Origin of the sequence: Pseudomonas sp. DR 5-09 (genome assembly GCF_001655595.1) — a bacterium.
Taxonomy (GTDB): Bacteria; Pseudomonadota; Gammaproteobacteria; order Pseudomonadales; family Pseudomonadaceae; genus Aquipseudomonas; species Aquipseudomonas pharyngis.
Genome location: NZ_CP011566.1, coordinates 2,590,986 through 2,610,146, shown reverse-complemented (window position 1 = coordinate 2,610,146; position 19,161 = coordinate 2,590,986). Strand labels below are relative to the sequence as shown.

Here is a 19,161-nt window from a genome sequence, read left to right as displayed (position 1 = left end):
ACTGACAGATCTACGGCTTCAAAAAAACAACAGGGGCGGCATGATCGATGATCATGCCGCCCCTTTTGCATCTGGATATCAGACCAGTTTCAATTCGACCTCGATATTGTTGCGCGTGGCCTTGGAGTACGGGCACACCTGATGCGCCGCATCCACCAGTTGCTGCGCCGCGCCGCGCTCCATGCCCGGCAGGCTTACATTCAATCGCGCCTGCAACAGATACCCTCCCGAGTTGGTACCCAAGTCCACTTCGGCATCCACCGCCAGGTCCGCTGGCAGGCTGATTTTCTGCTGCCCCGCCACCGCTTTCATCGCGCCGATGAAACATGCCGACCAGCCTGCGGCAAACAATTGCTCCGGATTGGTCCCGCCGCCACTGGAGCCGGGCGACGACAGTTTTACGTCGAGGATCCCGTCGGAACTGCGCGAGGCGCCGTCACGTCCGCCGGTGGTGTGGGTTTTCGCGGTGTAGAGGACTTTTTCGATCTGACTCATGGCGATCTCCTGAATGGAAAACAGCAGACTGTTCACTCGGCGCCTCCCGTCGCAGCCTTGAGGTGCGCCACCCGTTTCACACAGCCCTCTCACTATAGACGCGAGTTTGCCGCTTACCCGACCGGCGGACGTGCGGGTTGTTCAGAAATGACGGCCGTTCAACTCCCCGCCCCGCCATGCGCCTCTTCAAAGAAATAATCCTTCCAGCTGTCCGCCTTGTTTTTCAGCACGCCCAGCTCCTGCAATTTCTCTGCATAGATAAAGGTGCGCTGCGGCACCACGGTGAAATCGATTTCCGGATCGGTGACGATTTTCTCGACCAGTGCCAGCGGCAGCTTTGACTGTTCCACCCGAATGTAGGCCTGAGCCGCCGCAGGTTTGTCGGCCTTGATGATCTTCTCGGCCTCGGCCAGGGCGTCGTAGAACGCCTTGTAGGTTTTCGGGTTTTCGTCGTGGAATTTTTCCGTTGTGTAGAGCACGTTGAACGTGGCCTGGCCGCCGAGCACGTCGTAGGAACTCAGCACTTTATGCACGTTGGGATTCTGCAACGCCTGGTACTGGAACGGTGGGCTGGAGAAATGCGCGTTGATTTCCGAGCCGCCAGCGATCAGTGCAGCCGTCGCATCAGGGTGCGGCAGGCTGACGGAGATGTCGTCGAATTTCTTGTATTGGTCATTGCCGAATTCCTTGGCCGTTTCGATCTGCAGCGTGCGCGACTGGAAGCCCACACCCGATGCCGGCACGGCGATGCGATCCTTGTCGCTGAAGTCCTTGAGGGTTTTGACGTTCGGGTTATTGGTCAGCAGGTAGTTGGGCATCGAGCCCAGTGAAGCGATGGCCTTGACGTTCTGCTTGCCCTTGGTGCGATCCCACACGGTAAGCATCGGCGGCACGCCCGCCGAGACCACGTCCAGCGATCCGGTGAGCAGCGCTTCATTCATGGCGGTGGCGCCGGAAATACTGTTCCAGTCGACCTTGATGTCCAGCCCCTGGGCCTTGCCGTGTTTCTCGATCAAGTGCTGATCGCGCACCACATCCAGAATCAGATAACCGATGCCGAATTGCTGGGCGATGCTGATCTTGCCTTCGGCTTGTGCAGTGTTGCCGAGCAACGCGCCGGCCAGCGAGGCCGCCAGCAGCGTCAGTGCAGAACGTTTTAACGGTAAGGCCATGACAACCTCGCAGTGATTTACAGGGAAATCTGTGAGGCCGGACTCTATCGCTATAAAAAACGAAATTTAAATACCGTTATCGCATATTGATATCACCTGAACGTCAGACTTGCAGAAACGCTCGCAAGTCCGCGCCCTAGCCATCGACACCGCTGCAGCCAGCTGCTCGGCGACATCTTTACGCTGACCGCTTCGGAAGGCCAATGTCACACGCAGGTGAATGCCGCTTAAACAGCCTGAAACAATAAAACCGCCGCCGCACTCAGGCCGGAAAACCGCCAGGACGGTCGCCGATCAAGGCCCCGGCTCATCCGGGTGGCTAACAGCACCCTCCGGGGAGCAGATCACCCTGCCGTTTAAAAAGGCGATCAGACTGCCGACGCTTGGTATCATCGCCCACACTTTTATGACGGTTTAATGGCTGGAAGGTCTTTTTTTGTGAGCGCTCTTTTTCAACGGCTGCGGTGCCTGGATGCCCGCCTTCTCTCTCTGTTTTTTCTGGTACTGATCGTGCCGGTGTGCCTGCGGGCGGCACTCGGCTGGTCGAGCCTGTTCGGTTACCTGTCGGACCTGGCCATCGGCAGTCTGCTGGTGGTGGTGTTGCACCGCCGTCCCTGGTGGCTGGTGCTGCCGGTATTGCTGTTCTGGGGATTGCTGGCGGTGGCGACCGCGGAACTGGTCAGCGCGGTAGGTCGCCTGCCGACCGTAGCGGATCTGCATTATCTGATCGACCCGCAGTTCGTGGAAAACTCCACCGGCGGCGGCTTCGCCCATCCCGGCGTGGCGGTTGCGCTGCTGGTGGCCCTGGCCGTGTGGCTGCTCAGTCATTGGACTCGACGTGCGACACCGGTTCGCGCTCTGCCCCGTGCAACCTGGGCGACGCCGGTGCTGCTGTTCTGCGCGTACTGGGGCGCGCAACACCTGGACCCGAGCGATGCCGACCCGTGGCGCCTGTACAACCTGCCGCACCAACTGCTGGCCGCGCAGGTCGCCGACGTGCAGATGCAGGCTGAAGAATGGCTGGACGGCGACACTCAAGTCGCGCCTCCACCGATGGCCGGGCTCACCGATGTCGATCTGAACGGTCACCCGTTGCTGGCGGCCAAGGGTCAGGCGCGCAATGTGCTGATCGTCGCCCTCGAAGGCATTCCCGGCGCTTACATCGGCGCCAATCGCCAGGCCATCGGCAGCCATTATCAGGAAGACCTGATGCCCAACCTCAGCCGCTGGGCCGAGCGCGGCATGAACACCCCGGATTACGTGCTGCACACCCACCAGACCATTCGCGGTCTGTACGCCATGCTCTGCGGCGATTACGACAAGCTCGACAACGGCACGCCCAAGGGCGTGGAAATGCTGACCCAGCACGAGCGCAATCAGGCGTGCCTGCCGGCCCAGTTGCGTCAGCACGGTTTTGCCACGCACTACCTGCAAGGCGCAGGGCTGCGGTTCATGGCCAAAGACAAGATCATGCCGCACATCGGGTTCGATGCGACCCATGGCCTGGAATGGTTCACCAACGCCAACTACCTGGAATTCCCGTGGGGCAAGGATGACAAGGCGTTTTTCGAAGGCGCACTGAAATACGTCGGCGAACTGAAGAAGCAGAAACAGCCGTGGATGCTCACGCTGCTGACCGTCGGCACTCACCAGCCCTACTCCGCGCCCGAGGACTACCTGCAACGCTACGACACGCCGAAGCAGGCCGCCGTCGGTTATCTGGACGATGCACTGGAACAGTTTCTCAGCGGCCTCGAACGCCAGGGCGTGCTGAAAGACACGCTGGTGGTGATCACCTCGGACGAATCCCACGGCATCGACGGCGTACGCCTCGCGTCGTCCTGGGGCTTCAACCTGACCCTCGCGCCGGAACAGGCGCAACTGCCGCGCCTGAACGCCGGGGTCTATGGTCACGTCGATCTGAGCGCGTCGATTCTGGATTACTTCGACTTTCCGGTGCCCTCCGCCCTCAGCGGTCGCTCGTTGTTTCGCGATTACGATTCGGGCCGCGAAATCATGTCGTTCACCAACGGCAAGCTGCGTTACCACGACGGTCGCGGCCTCCTGACCGAATGCGACATGCCGCGCCGTTGCCGCAATTACGCAAGCCAAGGTTTCATCGCCGAAAGCGCCACGTTCAAGGGCAACGCCAGCAGCCAGAATGCCCGGGATATCGCCGCCCGCGCCTCGGCCCTGGATCTGTCGCTGCTGCGCACCCCGCTCAACCAGCGTTATCAGTTCGGCAGCGCCAACGTCATCCCGCTGCAAGCGCAGATCAAGGACGACTGGGCCGACAACCTGATCGGCGCGCAGTATCTGGAAATGCCCAAGGGCTCCCATACCCGCGTGCGCCTGACCGTACGTTCGGTCGATCCGCAGCAGGCAGCGTACATTCAGCTCAAGGCCAAGGAGTTCGAACAGGACGTGCAACTGGGCCTGCCGACCGAGATGGTCGCCACGGCGGATCAGCCGCTGGAGATGGATTTCAGCTTCGACAACCCGCAACCGCGCAAGGCGTTCTCGTTTCACTTGCTGGGGTATGGGCTGGGCGCCGTGGAAGTCAGTGATTTCAGCGTGATCACCGAACTGCCGGGGCAACAGGATCTGCTGGACGAGATCCCGGAGGAAGACACCGCTCAATCGAGTTGAGGTCGACGCCAGCGTCGCAACGACGCTGGCGCCTGTCCGGTGTGACCGATCAGAACGTGGTGCGCAGTCCGACCTGAATGCTGCGCCCTTCTGCCGGCGCAATATCCCGCAGGATCGAGCTGGCGTAACGCACGGTCTGGTTGGTCAGGTTCTCGGCATTGACGAAGGCCAGCCACTTGCTCTGACCAACATCAAAGTGATAACCCACATTGGCCCCCAGCGTGGTGTAGCCGTCGGTGCTACTTTCGTTGTCCGGCACCCGGTGCTGGGAACTGGCGTGTTCCACATCGATCCGCGCCTGCCAGCGATCCAGCTCCCACAACAACCCAGTGTTTAACCGCAGCGGCGCGATGCGCGGCAGGTCCTGGCCGTTGTCGAGGTTCTTGGCGCGGGTGTAGTCGCCCGACAGCTCCAGCGCAAACTTGCCGTAGGCGTTTTCGCCAAGGGTCCAGCGATCCTGCGCTTCGATACCGCTGAAGCGCGCCCGTACGCCGGAGTAGGTGTATTCAGGAATGCCATCGGCGTCTTCCTCGCCTTCGTCGTTGAGCGTGCGCCCGGTCCCGAGCAGACCAATGTAGTTGGAGAAATGGCTATAGAACACGCCGACGCTGCCCTTGTGGGTGCCGTTGTCGAAACGCAGGGCGAGGTCGCTGGAGACGGCTTTTTCTTTCGACAGTCCCGCGTCCCCGACTTCATAAGTGCCGGTGGCGACGTGGGCGCCGTTGGCGTAAAGCTCATAGAACGTCGGCGCGCGCTCGGTGTAGCCCAGCGTGGCGGCGACCGACCAGATCGGCGTCAGCGTGTACACCGCACCGGATGACAGGCTGCCGGCGGTGAAACTGCTGGAGCGATCGGCATTGGCGAAACGCTCGTTGCCTTTGGCGTCCGGATCGACCGTGGTGTGCTCAAGGCGTCCGCCGAGGGTGAACAGCAGACGATCCGTGGCTTGCAGCTCTTCAAGAATGAACAGTGCACCGGCATCGGTATCGGTGTGCGGCACGAAGGCTTCTTCGCCCAGCGCCGAGAATTCGTTGCGACTGACTTGCGCGCCAATCACCCCATTGAACGGCCCCAGCGGCTGATGCCGGGCCTCGACCCGCGCCTCGTAGCCCTTGTTCTTGAACGTGGTGCCGACTTCGCCGCCTTCGATTTCCCGGTGCTGGTAATCGGTGTAGCCAGCGTCGAGTTTCAACGAACTGAACGGGCCGTCGAGGTTGCGGATTTCCGAGGCGAACGCGTAGTGCTCCTGCTCCATGCGGATGCGCACATCGTCTTCGGCCGGCGAGCCGTAGTTCGAATCGTAATTGCTGTACGACAGCCCCGCGTAACCGTCATCCCAGGTGTACGACCCGCCCACCGCACCGCCGTCCTGACGACCGTCGCTGTTGGCCAGCCGATGCTTTTTCGAATCGCCATCGTCGTTCGCCCGTTCACGGCCGGTTCTGGCGTAGCCCGGAATCTTCAGGTCATTGAACTCGCGGGCGCTGGCGTCCAGGTGCAAGGCGAACTGGCCGTTACCGGCTTCAAGCTTGCCGGCGCTGCTGCGGGTGGTGTCGGCGCCGCCATAGCGCAACTCGCCGGCACCGTGAATGCCGTCGATGGCTTCGGTCGGGATGCGGTTGTCGAAGGTATTGACCACCCCGCCGATGGCGCTGCCGCCATACAGCAAGGCTGCGGGGCCGCGGACGATTTCGATGCGTTCGACGTTGACCGGATCCAGCGGCACTGCGTGATCGTAGGACAGCGACGAGGCGTCCAGCGCGCCGACGCCGTTGCGCAGGATGCGAATGCGATCGCCGTCCTGCCCGCGAATGATCGGCCGACTGGCACCCGGGCCGAAGTAGGACGACGACACGCCCGGCTGCTTGTTCAGGGTTTCGCCGAGGCTGCCCTTTTGTTGCAGCGTCAGGCTGTCACCGCTCAACACGGTCGAGGGCGAGGCCAGGGTCTGACTGCCCAGCGGATTGCCGGTGATGACTTGCGGTTGCAGTTCCAGCGGGTCGGCGGCAAATGCGGGCGAAGCGATCAGCAGCGCCGAGGCCATGAGCGTCAGGCGGGGTTGGAAGGCGTGGAAGCGGGAAGGCATTTCAGGAATCCGTCAGGCAGAAAAGTAAGGATCGATGCCAGCGCTACACAGGGTGTATTACCGACGCCAATCAGATGAAATCATTTTTATGTTATACAATAACATTTCCAATGACCATCCCGTTTCACCCAGACACATGCAAACCAGCGCTCAAGCACGGGCATTTCAGCGCCCTGCCCTGCAGGTTCCCTGCACTTCGCATAAGAGACTGCGCCTATCAGGCACCAATAGTCGGCCTATTAGCTGACTTGCCAAGTCGGGTCTAGCCTTACTAGTCCGAAGTCGGCACGAGCCGGCCGCAGAAGACCTGATAAGGATCCCGAACATGGCAAATGAATCGAAATGCCCGTTCAATCACGCCGCCGGCGGTGGCACGACGAACCGCGATTGGTGGCCGAATCAACTGAACCTGAAAATCCTGAGTCAGCACTCGCCCGCATCCGATCCGATGGGCAAGGACTTCGACTATGCCAAGGCTTTCAAGAGCCTGGATTTCCAGGCCCTCAAACGCGATCTGACGGCGCTGATGACCGACTCCCAGGATTGGTGGCCAGCGGACTTCGGCCACTACGGCCCGCTCTTCATCCGCATGGCCTGGCACAGCGCCGGCACCTATCGCACCGCTGACGGCCGTGGCGGCGCCGGCTCCGGCCAGCAACGCTTCGCCCCGCTCAACAGCTGGCCGGACAACGTCAGCCTCGACAAGGCCCGACGGCTGCTGTGGCCGATCAAGCAGAAATATGGCCGCAACATTTCCTGGGCCGACCTGATCGTGCTCACCGGCAACGTCGCGCTGGAATCGATGGGCTTCAAGACCTTCGGTTTCTCCGGCGGCCGCGCGGATGTCTGGGAACCGGACGAAGACGTGTACTGGGGCTCGGAAAACAAATGGCTGGGCGGCGATAACCGCTACGGCAAGGATCCGGAATCCATGCAGCCGCCGGGCGAAGGCACGCTGGTGGCCGAACCCGCCGAGCACGGCAATGAAGAGAGCCGCACCAATCAGGGCGAACGCAACCTCGAGAACCCGCTGGCCGCGGTGCAGATGGGCCTGATCTACGTGAACCCGGAAGGCCCCGAAGGCAATCCCGACCCGGTGGCCTCGGCCAAGGACATCCGCGAAACCTTCGGCCGCATGGCCATGAACGACGAGGAAACCGTCGCCCTGATCGCCGGTGGTCACGCCTTCGGCAAGACCCACGGCGCAGGCCCCGCCGACAACGTCGGACCGGAACCGGAAGCCGCCGGCCTCGAAGAACAAGGCCTGGGCTGGAAGAACAGCTTCGGCACCGGCAAGGGCGCCGACACCATTACCAGCGGCCTGGAAGTGACCTGGACCACCACCCCGACCAAGTGGAGCAACAACTACCTGGAAAACCTGTTCGGCTTCGAGTGGGAACTGACCAAGAGCCCCGCCGGCGCCCATCAGTGGAAACCGAAAAACGGCGCCGGCGCCGGCACCATCCCCCACGCCCACGACCCGAACAAACGCATCGACCCGACCATGCTCACCTCCGACCTGGCCCTGCGTTTCGACCCGGCCTACGAGAAGATTTCGCGGCGCTTCCTGGCCAATCCCGATCAACTGGCCGATGCCTTCGCCCGCGCCTGGTACAAGCTGATTCACCGTGACATGGGCCCGCTGTCGCGCTACCTCGGCCCGGAATTGCCCCAGGAAGAACTGCTGTGGCAAGACCCGATTCCCGAGGCTAGGCATCCACTGGTGGACGACAGCGATATCAGGGCGCTGAAAGGCAAAATACTGGCGTCGGGGCTGTCCATTTCGGAACTGGTTTCCACCGCTTGGGCGGCCGCATCGACCTTCCGGGGCTCGGACAAACGCGGCGGCGCCAATGGCGGGCGCCTGCGTCTGGCACCGCAGAAATTCTGGCAGGCCAACCAGCCTGAGCAACTGGACAAGGTGCTGAAAGTCCTCGAGGGCATTCAAAACGAGTTCAACACTGGAGCGACAGGCAAGCAAGTCTCGCTGGCGGACCTGATCGTGCTGGCCGGTAACGCCGGTGTCGAGCAAGCGGCGCAAAACGCCGGGCATACGGTGACTGTGCCGTTCAATCCGGGGCGCACCGACGCGACTCAGGAGCAAACCGACGTCGAGTCGTTCGGCTTCCTCGAACCGCACACCGACGGCTTCCGCAACTACGCCGCCAACACCTACCGCGTGCCGGCTGAAGCGCTGCTGATCGACAAGGCGCAACTGCTGACTCTTTCCGCCCCGGAAATGACCGTACTGATCGGCGGTCTGCGGGTGCTGGACACCAACGTCGGCAAGACGAAACACGGGGTGTTCACCGACAAACCCGGCTCCCTCACAAACGACTTCTTCCGCAACCTGCTGGACATGGGCGTGGAATGGAAACCGACGTCGAAAACCGAGTTCGAAGGCCGCGACCGTAAAACCGGCAGCGTGAAATGGACGGCGACCCGGGTCGATCTGGTATTCGGTTCCAACGCCGTACTGCGGGCGCTGGCCGAGGTGTATGCCAGCTCCGATGCGAAGGAAAAGTTCGTCAACGATTTCGTTGCTGCGTGGGCGAAGGTGATGGATCTGGATCGGTTTGATTTGCGGCAATAAGGGCTTTTTCATCTGGCCACAAAAAACGCCGCTCATTGAGCGGCGTTTTTTATAGCCGGTTCTGCGGAAGTAATGCGGTGTAGCTGAAACCCAACCCCCTCACCCCAGCCCTCTCCCCGAGGGAGAGGGAGCCGACCGAGGTGTATTGCGCGATACATCGACCTGAAGAATCGAGTCGATTATGGATTCGGTAAAGCAGGATCAGGTCGGCGTAAATCTGAAGCATCCCGCAATCAGTCCCCTCTCCCTCCGGGAGAGGGTTAGGGTGAGGGCTGGATCTAAAGTTGAAACACCATCTCAAGACCAACCCAAAACGACCAGCCTCAAGCCAAACTCTTGCTCACCACCTCATACACATCACTGGACAGCTGCCCCGAAGCCAAAATCCGCTCCAGTTCCGCCTTCATCAGCGCCTGACGAGCGCCGTCATACTTGCGCCAGCGGGTCAGCGGCGCCAGTTGACGCGAAGCGATTTGCGGGTTGAAGCCGTTCAGCTCAATCACCAAATCGGCGAGGAAGCGATAACCAGAGCCGTCCGCCGCGTGGAAGTTGATCAGGTTCTGCCCGGCGAACGCACCGACCAGCGCACGCACCTTGTTCGGGTTCTTGATGTTGAACGCCGGGTGCTGCATCAGCGCTTTCACCCGCTCCAGACCGCCCGGCAAGGTGCTGCCGGCCTGCACGCTGAACCACTGATCCATGACCAGCGGATTGTCCTTGAAGTGCTCGGCGAAACTGGCCAGTGCGGTGGCTTTCTGCTCGTCGAACGGCGAGTTGACCAGCACCGCCAGCGCGGTCAGGCGTTCGGTCATGTTGTCGCAGCTGTCGAACTGTTCCAGGGTTGCTGCCAGCACTTCCGGCTTGCCGCTGAGCATCAGGTACGACAGCGCGATGTTCTGCAACGCGCGACGGGCGAAGTGCTCGGCTTCGGCCACGTACGGGGTTTGCTTCGACAGGTCGCGGTTGGCCTGATAACGCAGCCACAGGGCCTCGAACAGGTTGTCCGCCAGTTGCTGACGGGCGAATTCGCGGGCGGTGTGGATCGCGTCGACGTCGGCGATTTCGCTGATTTCGGTCAGGTACGCCTCACTTGGCAGCGAGAGCATTTCCGCGACCATCGCCTGATCCAGTGTTTCGTCCGACAGCACGGTGCGCAGCGCGGAAACCAGACGCGGGTCGAGCACCAGGCTTTCGCCCTTCTGCTGCTGGCCGATCAACTCTTGCAGCACCTGCACCGACAGTTGCTGGCCGGCATCCCAACGATTGAAACCATCGGTGTCGTGCTGCATCAGGAACATCAGCTGATCGCGGTTGTACGGGAAGCTCAGTTTCACCGGCGCCGAGAAGCCACGCAGCAAGGACGGCAGCGGTTGTTCGGCGATGTCGACGAAGGTGAAGGTCTGCTCGGCTTCGGTCACCGAAATCACCCGGGTGGTGCCTTGAGCCGAGGCTTCGCCGGCCAGACGCAGGGCAATCTCGTTGCCTTGGCTGTCGAGCAGGCCCAGTTCGACCGGGATCACGAACGGCAGTTTTTCAACCTTGTCCGGGGTTTCCGGGCAGCTCTGGCGGAAGGTCAGGCTGTAGGTTTTCGCGGCGGCGTCGTAAGACTCGCTCACCGCCAGACGCGGTGTGCCGGCCTGGCTGTACCAGCGCTTGAACTGAGTCAGGTCGACGCCGTTGGCATCTTCCATGGCCTTGATGAAGTCATCGCAGGTCACGGCCTGGCCGTCGTGGCGTTCGAAGTACAGATCGCTGCCCTTGCGGAAGCCTTCGGCGCCCAGCAGGGTGTGGATCATGCCGACCACTTCCGAGCCCTTTTCGTACACGGTCAGGGTGTAGAAGTTGGAAATCTCGATGAAGCTGTCCGGGCGCACGGCGTGGGCCATGGGACCTGCATCTTCGGCGAACTGGTGGGTACGCAGGTACGCCACGTCCTGAATGCGCTTGACCGTGGCCGAGTTCATGTCAGAGGAGAAACCGGCATCGCGGAACACCGTGAAGCCTTCCTTCAGCGACAGCTGGAACCAGTCGCGGCAGGTCACGCGGTTGCCCGACCAGTTGTGGAAGTATTCGTGGGCGACGATCGCTTCTACCCGCTGGTGCGCGGCGTCGGTGGCGGTTTCGGCGCGGGCCAGCACGGCGCTGGAGTTGAAGATGTTGAGGCCCTTGTTCTCCATGGCGCCCATGTTGAAGTCGTTGACGGCGACGATCATGAAGATGTCCAGATCGTACTCGCGACCGTAGACCTCTTCGTCCCAGCGCATCGACTTCTTCAGGCTGTTCATGGCGTGCTGGCACTTGTCGATGTTTTCCGGCTCGACATAGATGCGCAGCGCCACATTGCGGTTGGTCATGGTGGTGAAGGAGTCTTCAACGCACCACAGGTCACCGGCCACCAGCGCGAACAGGTACGCCGGTTTCATGAACGGGTCTTCCCAGGTCGCCCAGTGCCGGCCATCTTCGCCAGGGCCGCTGGCGATCGGGTTGCCGTTGGACAGCAACACCGGATAGCTGTGCTGCTCGGCCACTACGGTGGTGGTGAACTTGCTCATCACGTCCGGACGGTCGAGGTAATAGGTGATCTTGCGGAAGCCTTCGGCCTCGCACTGGGTGCAGAACATCGTGCCGGACTTGTACAGGCCTTCCAGTGCAGTGTTGGTTTCCGGGTGGATCCTGACGCTGGTGTCGACCGTGAAGGTTTCGCTGGCCGGTTGCAGGGTCAGGTGATTTTCCGTCAGCAGGTAGTCGGCGGCGCTCAGTTCCTGGTCGGCCAGGGTCACCGAGAGCAACTCCAGTTGCTGGCCATCGAGCACCAGCGGCGGCAGGCCCGGGCCACGGGCCGGGTTGCGGCGCATCACCAGTTGCGCGTGGACCAGACTGTGGTCCTCGAACAACTCGAAGGTCAGGTGTGTTTCGTCGATCAGGTACTCGGGCGCCTGATAGTCCTTCAGGTAAATCATCTTCGGTTGTTCGGTGCGCATGCTGAAGTCCTTATTGATGCACGGCGAGCTGGTAGGCCGTGTATTTACGAATGTTGATCACGCCGGTGTCGAAGATCAGGTACTGGCCCTTGATCCCCAGCAGCGTGCCTTCGGCAATCGGGTTCTTGTCCAGGTTGAAGCTGACGATCTTGGCCGGGTACTGCTCGACCGGGTAGCGGATTTCCAGCGGATCGACATCGGCGATGGTCTGAATGGCCTGGAGACCGAATCGCTCCTGCAAACCTTGCAGACCCGGGGCGCAGCTTTCGAACAGTTGATCGCGCACCTGCGCCAGATCCACCGCCGCCGCGTCGCCCTTGAGCAAGGCGCGCCAGTTGGTCTTGTCCGCCACCTGGCTGCGGAACAGGTCTTCGACGAAGCCCGACTGCTGCCGCGTCGAAACGCGCATGATCGGCAGCGCCTGACTGGCGCCCTGGTCGAGCCAGCGGGTCGGCAACTGGGTGGCGCGAGTGATGCCGACCTTGATCCCCGACGAATTGGCCAGGTAGACGATGTGGTCGGTCATGCAGAACTTCTCGCCCCACTCCGGCTCACGGCAGGTGCCGGCCTCGAAGTGGCAGCGCTCCGGGCTCATGATGCAAATGTCGCACTGGGCGAGTTTGGTCATGCACGGATAGCAGTAGCCTTGACTGAAACTGGTCTTGGTCCTGCGCCCGCAATGGGTGCAGTGAATCGCCCCCAGGTATTCCAGACGCACCGTGCTGCCGATCAACGGGTTGACCGGCACCTCGACGTCATCCAGACGAAACGCGTACTGCACGTTCGGCCCGTCCAGGCGCGCCGACATTTTGCTGATTGCACCGCGGCCGATCTCGATCAATGGAGGGCGTCCGACTTGAACAGAATGTTCGGCACTTCGATCGACTTCGAGGCGCATTCCTGCGGGCCCATGTAACCGGTGCGCTCTTCCTCGGGCAGGTTCTGCATTTCCCAGGCGATCATTGCCTGCAACGACAGCTCGCGCTGCTCGGCGGTGAGTTTGCCGCCGTCGGACCATTTGCCGATCTCCACCGCCAGTTTCAGGCTCTGGTAGATGTCCGGGGTGATGTTCTTGATCAAATCGTTAAAAGAGGACATCAGGGTCTCCGTGCTCTTTATTCAAAAAATTCAGGCGGCCAGTTTACGGCGGTTGTACAAACCGCCCAACAAACCGGTTAAGCATCCGATGAGTAACCCGCTCACGTGGGCAGCGTTGGCGATTTCGCCGAAACCGATCATCGAGATCAGCCCGGACATGCACACCAGCAACCACACCAGCATCATTGCCAGCACGCCGCGCGGCAGGCGATAGGCCGGGTTCGGCGCCAGCAACTGGAAGATCCAGCAGTGACCGAGCAATCCGTAAAGTACGCCGGACAGGCCGCCGAACAGGCTCGGGCCGCCCCATGCGAACTGCGCATAGTTGGAAACCAGGCCGAACAGCAGCGTCAGACCGATCAGGTTGACGCTGCCCTGGCGCGACTCGATGCGCCGCCCCAGCTCCCAGTACCACATGCCGTTCATGGCCAGGTGCAGGATGCCGAAGTGGATCAGCATCGGCGTAAACAGGCGCCACCACTGCCCCGCTGCCAGGCTGTCGGCCAGTGGTGTGAAGTGGATGTAGTCGCCGACCACGCGAAAATCGAGGAAGGTCAGCCAACGCATCGTGTCGAGGTTATCGCCAAGGAAGGTCAACCCGCCGACGATCAGGCTCAGCAGCAGAATGAACCCGGTGGCCTTGGCGTGTTTCAGTTGCTCGGCAAAGCTCGGGCGCTTGAGCGTCGGCGCCGCCGGAATTTCCAGCTGCTGATCCGGGTCGCCCGCCGGGAAACGCTCGTACAGCGAGCGCACGTCGTCGCTGATTTCCGAGGGCACCCACAACACCTGCTCGCCCGCCTCTTCGCTGACGCGATGGGGCACTTGCATGCGTTGCAGCAGTTTGACGAAGCCACTCAGGTCCGCCGCCAACGGCACACGCAAGACGGCTATGGCACTCATCGCAGCACCTCCGGCCGCTCGACGTCGACCCAGACAAATTTATGCGGATCGAGGCGAGTTTCCTGATCCAGACGATAGGCCACCAATTTGCCGTAGAGCACCGCGCTGTAATCCAGGCACGCGAGGTTCGGGCGGATCGGCGCCGGTTTGCCGCTGCGCCAGTAATGACCGACGAACAGCAACGGCTCATCGACGCCGTAGCGCAGCAGGGAATTCTTTTCGCTGGAGGTCAGCGGCTTCTGCGCCACCGGCTCCGGCAAGGCATCTGGCTGGAACACGATGTCGCCGTAGGTCTGCGGGTCGTCTTCCCAGAACTTGGTGCGGAAGAACGAACGCACCAGGCCATCGCCGCTGGTCATGGTCAGGCCATCCGGCAGGCGCATGTCGGTGCCGCGCAGCAGGCGATCGAACACGGTGCAGGCGAAACTGCCCGGCACCGCCGAGGCCTGGAGGAAGTGTTCATCGATGCAGCCATCGGGGAACAGCGCGCGCAGCGGCTCGATCAGGCCGGCATCCCAACAGGCATGCACCACGCGGAAACGTCCGGCGTCGACGAACAGCGGCAGTTGGTAGAACCATTGCTGGAAGTCGTGCCAGTCACCCGGATGGTTTTCGAACTGGGTCAGGGTTTCATGCAGCAGGCGGGCATGGCGCGGCGTGTGTTCACGGACGAACTGCTTGCCGCTGCCCGGAGGCGCCGGGGTGCTCCAGCCGAGTGCGTTGAACTCGTGGTTGCCCATGATGCACAACGCCTGACCGGCCTCGACCATATCGTGGACGATGTGCAGCGCCTCGCGAATCCGCGGGCCGCGGTCGATGATGTCGCCGACAAACACGGCCATGCGCGACGGATGCCTCCAGACTCCGCCCTGCTTGTGATAACCGAGACGGTCCAGCAGGTGTTCCAGGGTCAGGGCGCATCCGTGCACGTCACCAATCAGGTCATAACTGCGCGCGGGATCGAGCATCAGTCGCCTCCACCACCCAACTTGCTGCCCCAGCCGAGCTTGGTCCGGCAGACTTCGTAGTAGTTGTGGTCGAGCGGATGAATCAGCCGCAGCTTCTGCGCTTTCTTGCTGACGGTGATGGTGTCACCCGGCGCGCAGGTGAAGTGGTTCTGCCCGTCGCAGGAGACCTGCGGGTAGATCTGCATATCTTTGGACACGACGATTTTCAGCTCACTGTTGCCATCGACCACGATCGGTCTGCCCGACAAGGTATGGGGGTACATCGGCACAATCACAATAGCGTCAAGCTTGGGATGCATGATCGGGCCACCGGCGGACAGTGCGTACGCGGTGGAACCGGTCGGAGTGGCGACGATCAGGCCGTCGGCCTTCTGGCTGCAGACGAACTGGCCGTCGATGTACAGCTCAAACTCGATCATCCGCGTCGATTTGCCCGGGTGCAGCACCACGTCGTTCAGCGCATCGCCCTGGCCGATGGCTTCGGCGTGGCGACGGACTTCGGCTTGCAGCAGGAAGCGGTTTTCCACCAGATAATGGCCGTCGAGCACTTCGGCGACCTTGATTTCCAGCTCGTCGGGGCGAATATCGGTGAGAAAGCCGAGGCTGCCACGGTTGATCCCGAGTACCGGAATATTGTGTTTGGCCAGTGCCCGCGCCGCGCCGAGCAGGCTGCCGTCACCGCCGACCACGATCACCATGTCGCAGACTTCGCCGAGCATCTTGCGCGACGAGGTTTGCAGGCCATGGCCCGGCAGGACTTCGGCGATGGTGTCTTCGAGAATCACATGCAGGTGACGATCGAGCAGGAAGCGTTTCAGTCGGCGGACGGTATCCAGCACCTGGGAGCTGCCCAGGCGACCGATGATGCCGATATTACGAAATTGCTCCATGGGACTCCTGCGGGGGACTGAGACGGCGAAAAGCACGATTATGGGCGAAAGCGCCGGATAGACAAAATCCTTTCAGCCCCGAGGCTGCACCGGTGTTTGAGGCTATGCTCGCAAGATGATCCTATTTCCCGATTTGCTGCAGTTGCCCCACCAGTTACGCCACCCTGAGGTGCGTGATCTGGCGTGGGTGATCCTCGCCCCGCCGATGCTCGCCGCTACCCCGTGGCCGCAGCGCCATCCGCTGGCGGGCAGCGACTGGGTCAGCGACCCCGAGCGGCTGGAACACTGGTTGCGCCAGCTCGACCGCGACAGTTACGGCCTGCTGCACTGGCTGTCCCAGGCCCGCACCCGGCGCCTGGGCCTGTATTACGAGCGGTTGTGGCAATTTGCGGTGGAGCACGCGCCAGGCATCGAACTGATCGCCGCCAACCTGCCGATCCGCCGCGAAGGTCACACCCTCGGCGAGCTGGACATGCTGCTGCGCGACCGCGACGGCGTGCATCACCTGGAACTGGCGATCAAGCTCTACCTCGGCCCACAGAACGGCGACGGGCATGATCCGGCGTCGTGGCTGGGGCCGGGCTGTCATGATCGACTGGATCGCAAACTGGCGCATTTGAGCGAACATCAGCTGCCGATCTCCGCGCGCCCGGAAAGCCGCGAAGTGCTGGCGGCGCTGGATGTCAGGTCGTTCAGTGCGCAACTGTGGCTGGGCGGATACTTGCTGTATCCGTGGCCCGGCCAGTCGGTGCCACCCAGCGGCGCCCATCCTCAGCATTTGCGTGGCAGTTGGCTGCATCAGAAAGACTGGCCGGCGTTTGTCGCTCAGCGCCCGGCCGGACGCTGGCAACCCCTGCCCCGCCACGCCTGGCTGGCGCCGGCGCACTACCCGGCGGAGCAGACCTGGAGCAACGGGCACTTGCAGGCCTGGCTCGATGAACTCGAACCGCTGGCCCCGGCGCAACTGATGGTGCGCCTGACCGAAAATGCCCGGGGCGAGTGGGAAGAAGCCGAGCGGCTGTTTCTGGTGTCGGATCTGTGGCCGAATGTGCCGGGCCAATCCTGATTTCTGTGCCGTCTGATCCGGCCCCTTCGCTGGCAAGTCGAGTCGTCGCACCGCAGCGATTGAGCCGACTCGGTCTAAATGGAAAGTCTCACGGCGAGTGCCGCCAAGGTCACCAACAGAACCGGCACCGTCAGCACGATCCCGACCTTGAAGTAATACCCCCAGCCGATCTTGATGTTCTTGCGCTCCAGCACATGCAGCCAGAGCAAGGTCGCCAGACTGCCGATCGGGGTGATTTTCGGTCCCAGGTCGCTGCCGATCACGTTGGCGTAGATCATCGCCTCCTTCACCACACCGCTGGCCTGGCTGGCATCGATCGACAGCAGACCGACCAGCACCGTCGGCAGGTTGTTCATGATCGACGACAACAAGGCCGTCAGCACCCCGGTGCCCATCGCCGCGCCCCATACACCGTAATCGCCGAATACATTGAGCCACCCGGCCAGATAATCGGTGAGCCCGGCATTGCGCAGCCCGTAGACCACCAAATACATGCCCAGCGAGAAAATCACGATCTGCCACGGCGCCTCTTTCATCACCTTGCGCGTGGAGATCTTGTGCCCGCGCGCGGCAATCGCCAGCAACAGCGCCGCGCACACCGCCGAGATCGCACTGATCGGAATGCCCAGCGGCTCCAGCGCGAAACAGCCGATCAGCAGAATCACCAGCACCGCCCAACCGGCGTAGAACGTGGCTTTGTCGTGAATGGCGGTTTGCGGATGTTCGAGCTGTTCCGGGTCGTAAGCCTTGGGAATGTCGCGGCGGAAGAACCAGAGCAACATGCCCAGCGTGGCAGCGACGCTGACGAAGTTGACCGGCACCATCACCGCCGCATAACGGTTGAATCCGATGTGAAAGAAATCGGCCGAGACGATATTCACCAGGTTCGACACCACCAGCGGCAGGCTCGCGGTGTCGGCAATGAACCCCGCGCCCATGACGAACGCCAGGGTCGCCGCCGGAGAAAAACGCAGGGCCAGCAGCATGGAAATCACGATGGGTGTGAGGATCAGCGCCGCCCCGTCATTGGCGAACAATGCCGAGACCAGCGCACCCAGCAGCACCATGAAGGCAAACAGCTTGCGCCCGCTGCCCCGTCCCCACCGCGCTACGTGTAACGCCGCCCAGGCGAAGAACCCCGCCTCGTCGAGCAGCAGGCTGATGATGATCAGCGCTACGAACGTGCCGGTGGCGTTCCAGATGATTTGCCATACCAGCGGGATGTCGCTCAGGTGTACCACGCCGAAAATCAGCGCAACGATGGCGCCGAATGTTGCACTCCAGCCGACCCCGAGGCCTTTGGGTTGCCAGATCACCAGGGTAATGGTCAGCAGGAAAATCAGTGACGCAGCGAGCATTCGCGACAGCCTTCAATCAGGTTAGAAAACGAGCCACAACAAAATATCTGTGGGAGCGAGCCTGCTCGCGATGGCGGTGTGTCATTCAACTGATGTGCCAGCTGATACACCGAGATCGCGAGCAGGCTCACTCCCACAGGGTCGATATCTTGTCAGAAAAATCAGCGAATCACTTCTTGTGCTGCGCCACCCACTCGCCAAAAGCATTGATGAAACTTTGCAGGAACGGCTTCACCGACTCGTTCAGTTTCCCCGCCTCATCGAACGCCGTGCCCGCGCCGCCCAGGTAGGCTTCCGGCTGCTGCATGCACGGCACGTTGAGGAAAACGAAGGACTGACGCAAATGCTGGTTGGCGCCAAAACCGCCGATGGCACCCGGCGAAACGCTGATCACCGCTCCCGGTTTGCCGCTCCAGACACTCTTGCCATAGGGCCGCGAACCGACGTCAATGGCATTCTTCAAAGGCGCCGGCACCGAGCGGTTGTATTCCGGGGTGACAAACAGCAGAGCGTCGGATGAGCCCACTTTTTGCCGGAAAGTGCTGTAGGCTGCCGGCGGTGAATCGCCGTCGATGTCTTCGTTGTAGAGTGGCAGATCGCCAATTTCGACAATGTTCAGCTTGAGATTGGCCGGTGCCAGTTCCGCCAGCGCCAGGGCGACCTTGCGGTTGATGGACGCCTTGCGCAGGCTGCCGACGACTACTGCGACGTTATAGACATTGCTCATTGGAAGACTCTCGACTGTCCGTGGGAGGAGCCAGTAGTTATAGATGATCCGATGACGATTCCACCAGACGCCGAAGGTTATTTCCCGCGTCTGGAATATTTTTTTCATGTAGGAAAACTTACCAAGCTCGATGACGGTCTACCAAGCCGCAAATCAAGCGTTTTATCTCCAGAGGTTC

Annotated in this window: 14 protein-coding genes; 3 read left to right on the top strand and 11 right to left on the bottom strand. The window is 61.6% G+C overall.

Annotated features, from left to right (window positions below):
* Positions 1–78: 78 nt before the first annotated feature.
* Positions 79–495 carry an organic hydroperoxide resistance protein gene (locus PDR5_RS11710; protein ID WP_007956881.1) on the bottom strand — a complete coding sequence of 139 codons (417 nt, stop codon included), beginning with the start codon at positions 493–495 and terminating at the stop codon, positions 79–81.
* Between the two features lie 158 nt (positions 496–653).
* Positions 654–1,667: an ABC transporter substrate-binding protein gene (locus PDR5_RS11705; protein WP_064595536.1), complete on the bottom strand. Its 1,014-nt coding sequence runs from the start codon at positions 1,665–1,667 to the stop codon at positions 654–656.
* Positions 1,668–2,105: 438 nt separating this feature from the next.
* Between PDR5_RS11705 and PDR5_RS11700 the strand changes: the two genes are divergently transcribed.
* A complete protein-coding gene (locus PDR5_RS11700) occupies positions 2,106–4,316 on the top strand; it encodes an LTA synthase family protein (RefSeq protein ID WP_064595535.1) in 2,211 nt (736 codons plus the stop codon).
* A gap of 49 nt (positions 4,317–4,365) precedes the next feature.
* Here the strand turns inward: PDR5_RS11700 and PDR5_RS11695 are convergent, their stop codons facing one another.
* Positions 4,366–6,402 carry a TonB-dependent receptor gene (locus PDR5_RS11695; RefSeq protein ID WP_064595534.1) on the bottom strand — a complete coding sequence of 679 codons (2,037 nt, stop codon included), beginning with the start codon at positions 6,400–6,402 and terminating at the stop codon, positions 4,366–4,368.
* A gap of 325 nt (positions 6,403–6,727) precedes the next feature.
* Here PDR5_RS11695 and katG point away from each other — a divergent pair, with 325 nt between their 5' ends.
* On the top strand, positions 6,728–8,995 hold the full coding sequence (gene katG, locus PDR5_RS11690) for a catalase/peroxidase HPI (RefSeq protein WP_064595532.1): 2,268 nt from the start codon (positions 6,728–6,730) through the stop codon (positions 8,993–8,995).
* Positions 8,996–9,318: 323 nt separating this feature from the next.
* Here the strand turns inward: katG and pepN are convergent, their stop codons facing one another.
* From pepN to PDR5_RS11660, 6 genes are read right to left on the bottom strand one after another with little or no spacing between them, the layout of a single operon-like run.
* Complete coding sequence (gene pepN, locus PDR5_RS11685) at positions 9,319–11,976, bottom strand: aminopeptidase N (RefSeq protein ID WP_064595531.1); 2,658 nt, start codon at positions 11,974–11,976, stop codon at positions 9,319–9,321.
* A gap of 10 nt (positions 11,977–11,986) precedes the next feature.
* Complete coding sequence (locus PDR5_RS11680) at positions 11,987–12,817, bottom strand: DUF2797 domain-containing protein (protein WP_064595529.1); 831 nt, start codon at positions 12,815–12,817, stop codon at positions 11,987–11,989.
* Positions 12,814–13,074, bottom strand: coding sequence for a YeaC family protein (locus PDR5_RS11675; protein WP_011333626.1), 261 nt, complete (start codon positions 13,072–13,074; stop codon positions 12,814–12,816). Before PDR5_RS11675 ends, PDR5_RS11680 begins: the two co-directional genes overlap by 4 nt.
* Before the next feature lie 30 nt (positions 13,075–13,104).
* On the bottom strand, positions 13,105–13,974 hold the full coding sequence (locus tag PDR5_RS11670; RefSeq protein ID WP_064595524.1) for a rhomboid family intramembrane serine protease: 870 nt from the start codon (positions 13,972–13,974) through the stop codon (positions 13,105–13,107).
* A complete protein-coding gene (locus PDR5_RS11665; RefSeq protein ID WP_172829526.1) occupies positions 13,971–14,945 on the bottom strand; it encodes a metallophosphoesterase in 975 nt (324 codons plus the stop codon). Before PDR5_RS11665 ends, PDR5_RS11670 begins: the two co-directional genes overlap by 4 nt.
* Positions 14,942–15,832, bottom strand: a complete 891-nt coding sequence (locus tag PDR5_RS11660; protein WP_011333623.1) for an NAD(+) kinase — start codon at positions 15,830–15,832, stop codon at positions 14,942–14,944. The genes PDR5_RS11665 and PDR5_RS11660 overlap by 4 nt, the downstream gene beginning before the upstream one ends.
* 115 nt (positions 15,833–15,947) lie before the next feature.
* Between PDR5_RS11660 and PDR5_RS11655 the strand changes: the two genes are divergently transcribed.
* Positions 15,948–16,898, top strand: a complete 951-nt coding sequence (locus PDR5_RS11655) for a DUF1853 family protein (protein ID WP_064595518.1) — start codon at positions 15,948–15,950, stop codon at positions 16,896–16,898.
* Positions 16,899–16,972: 74 nt separating this feature from the next.
* On the opposite strand, the gene PDR5_RS11650 is transcribed toward PDR5_RS11655, so the two are convergent.
* On the bottom strand, positions 16,973–18,256 hold the full coding sequence (locus PDR5_RS11650) for an arsenic transporter (RefSeq protein WP_064595516.1): 1,284 nt from the start codon (positions 18,254–18,256) through the stop codon (positions 16,973–16,975).
* Positions 18,257–18,425: 169 nt separating this feature from the next.
* Positions 18,426–18,983, bottom strand: a complete 558-nt coding sequence (locus PDR5_RS11645) for an NADPH-dependent FMN reductase (RefSeq protein WP_007956924.1) — start codon at positions 18,981–18,983, stop codon at positions 18,426–18,428.
* Between the last annotated feature and the right edge of the window lie 178 nt (positions 18,984–19,161).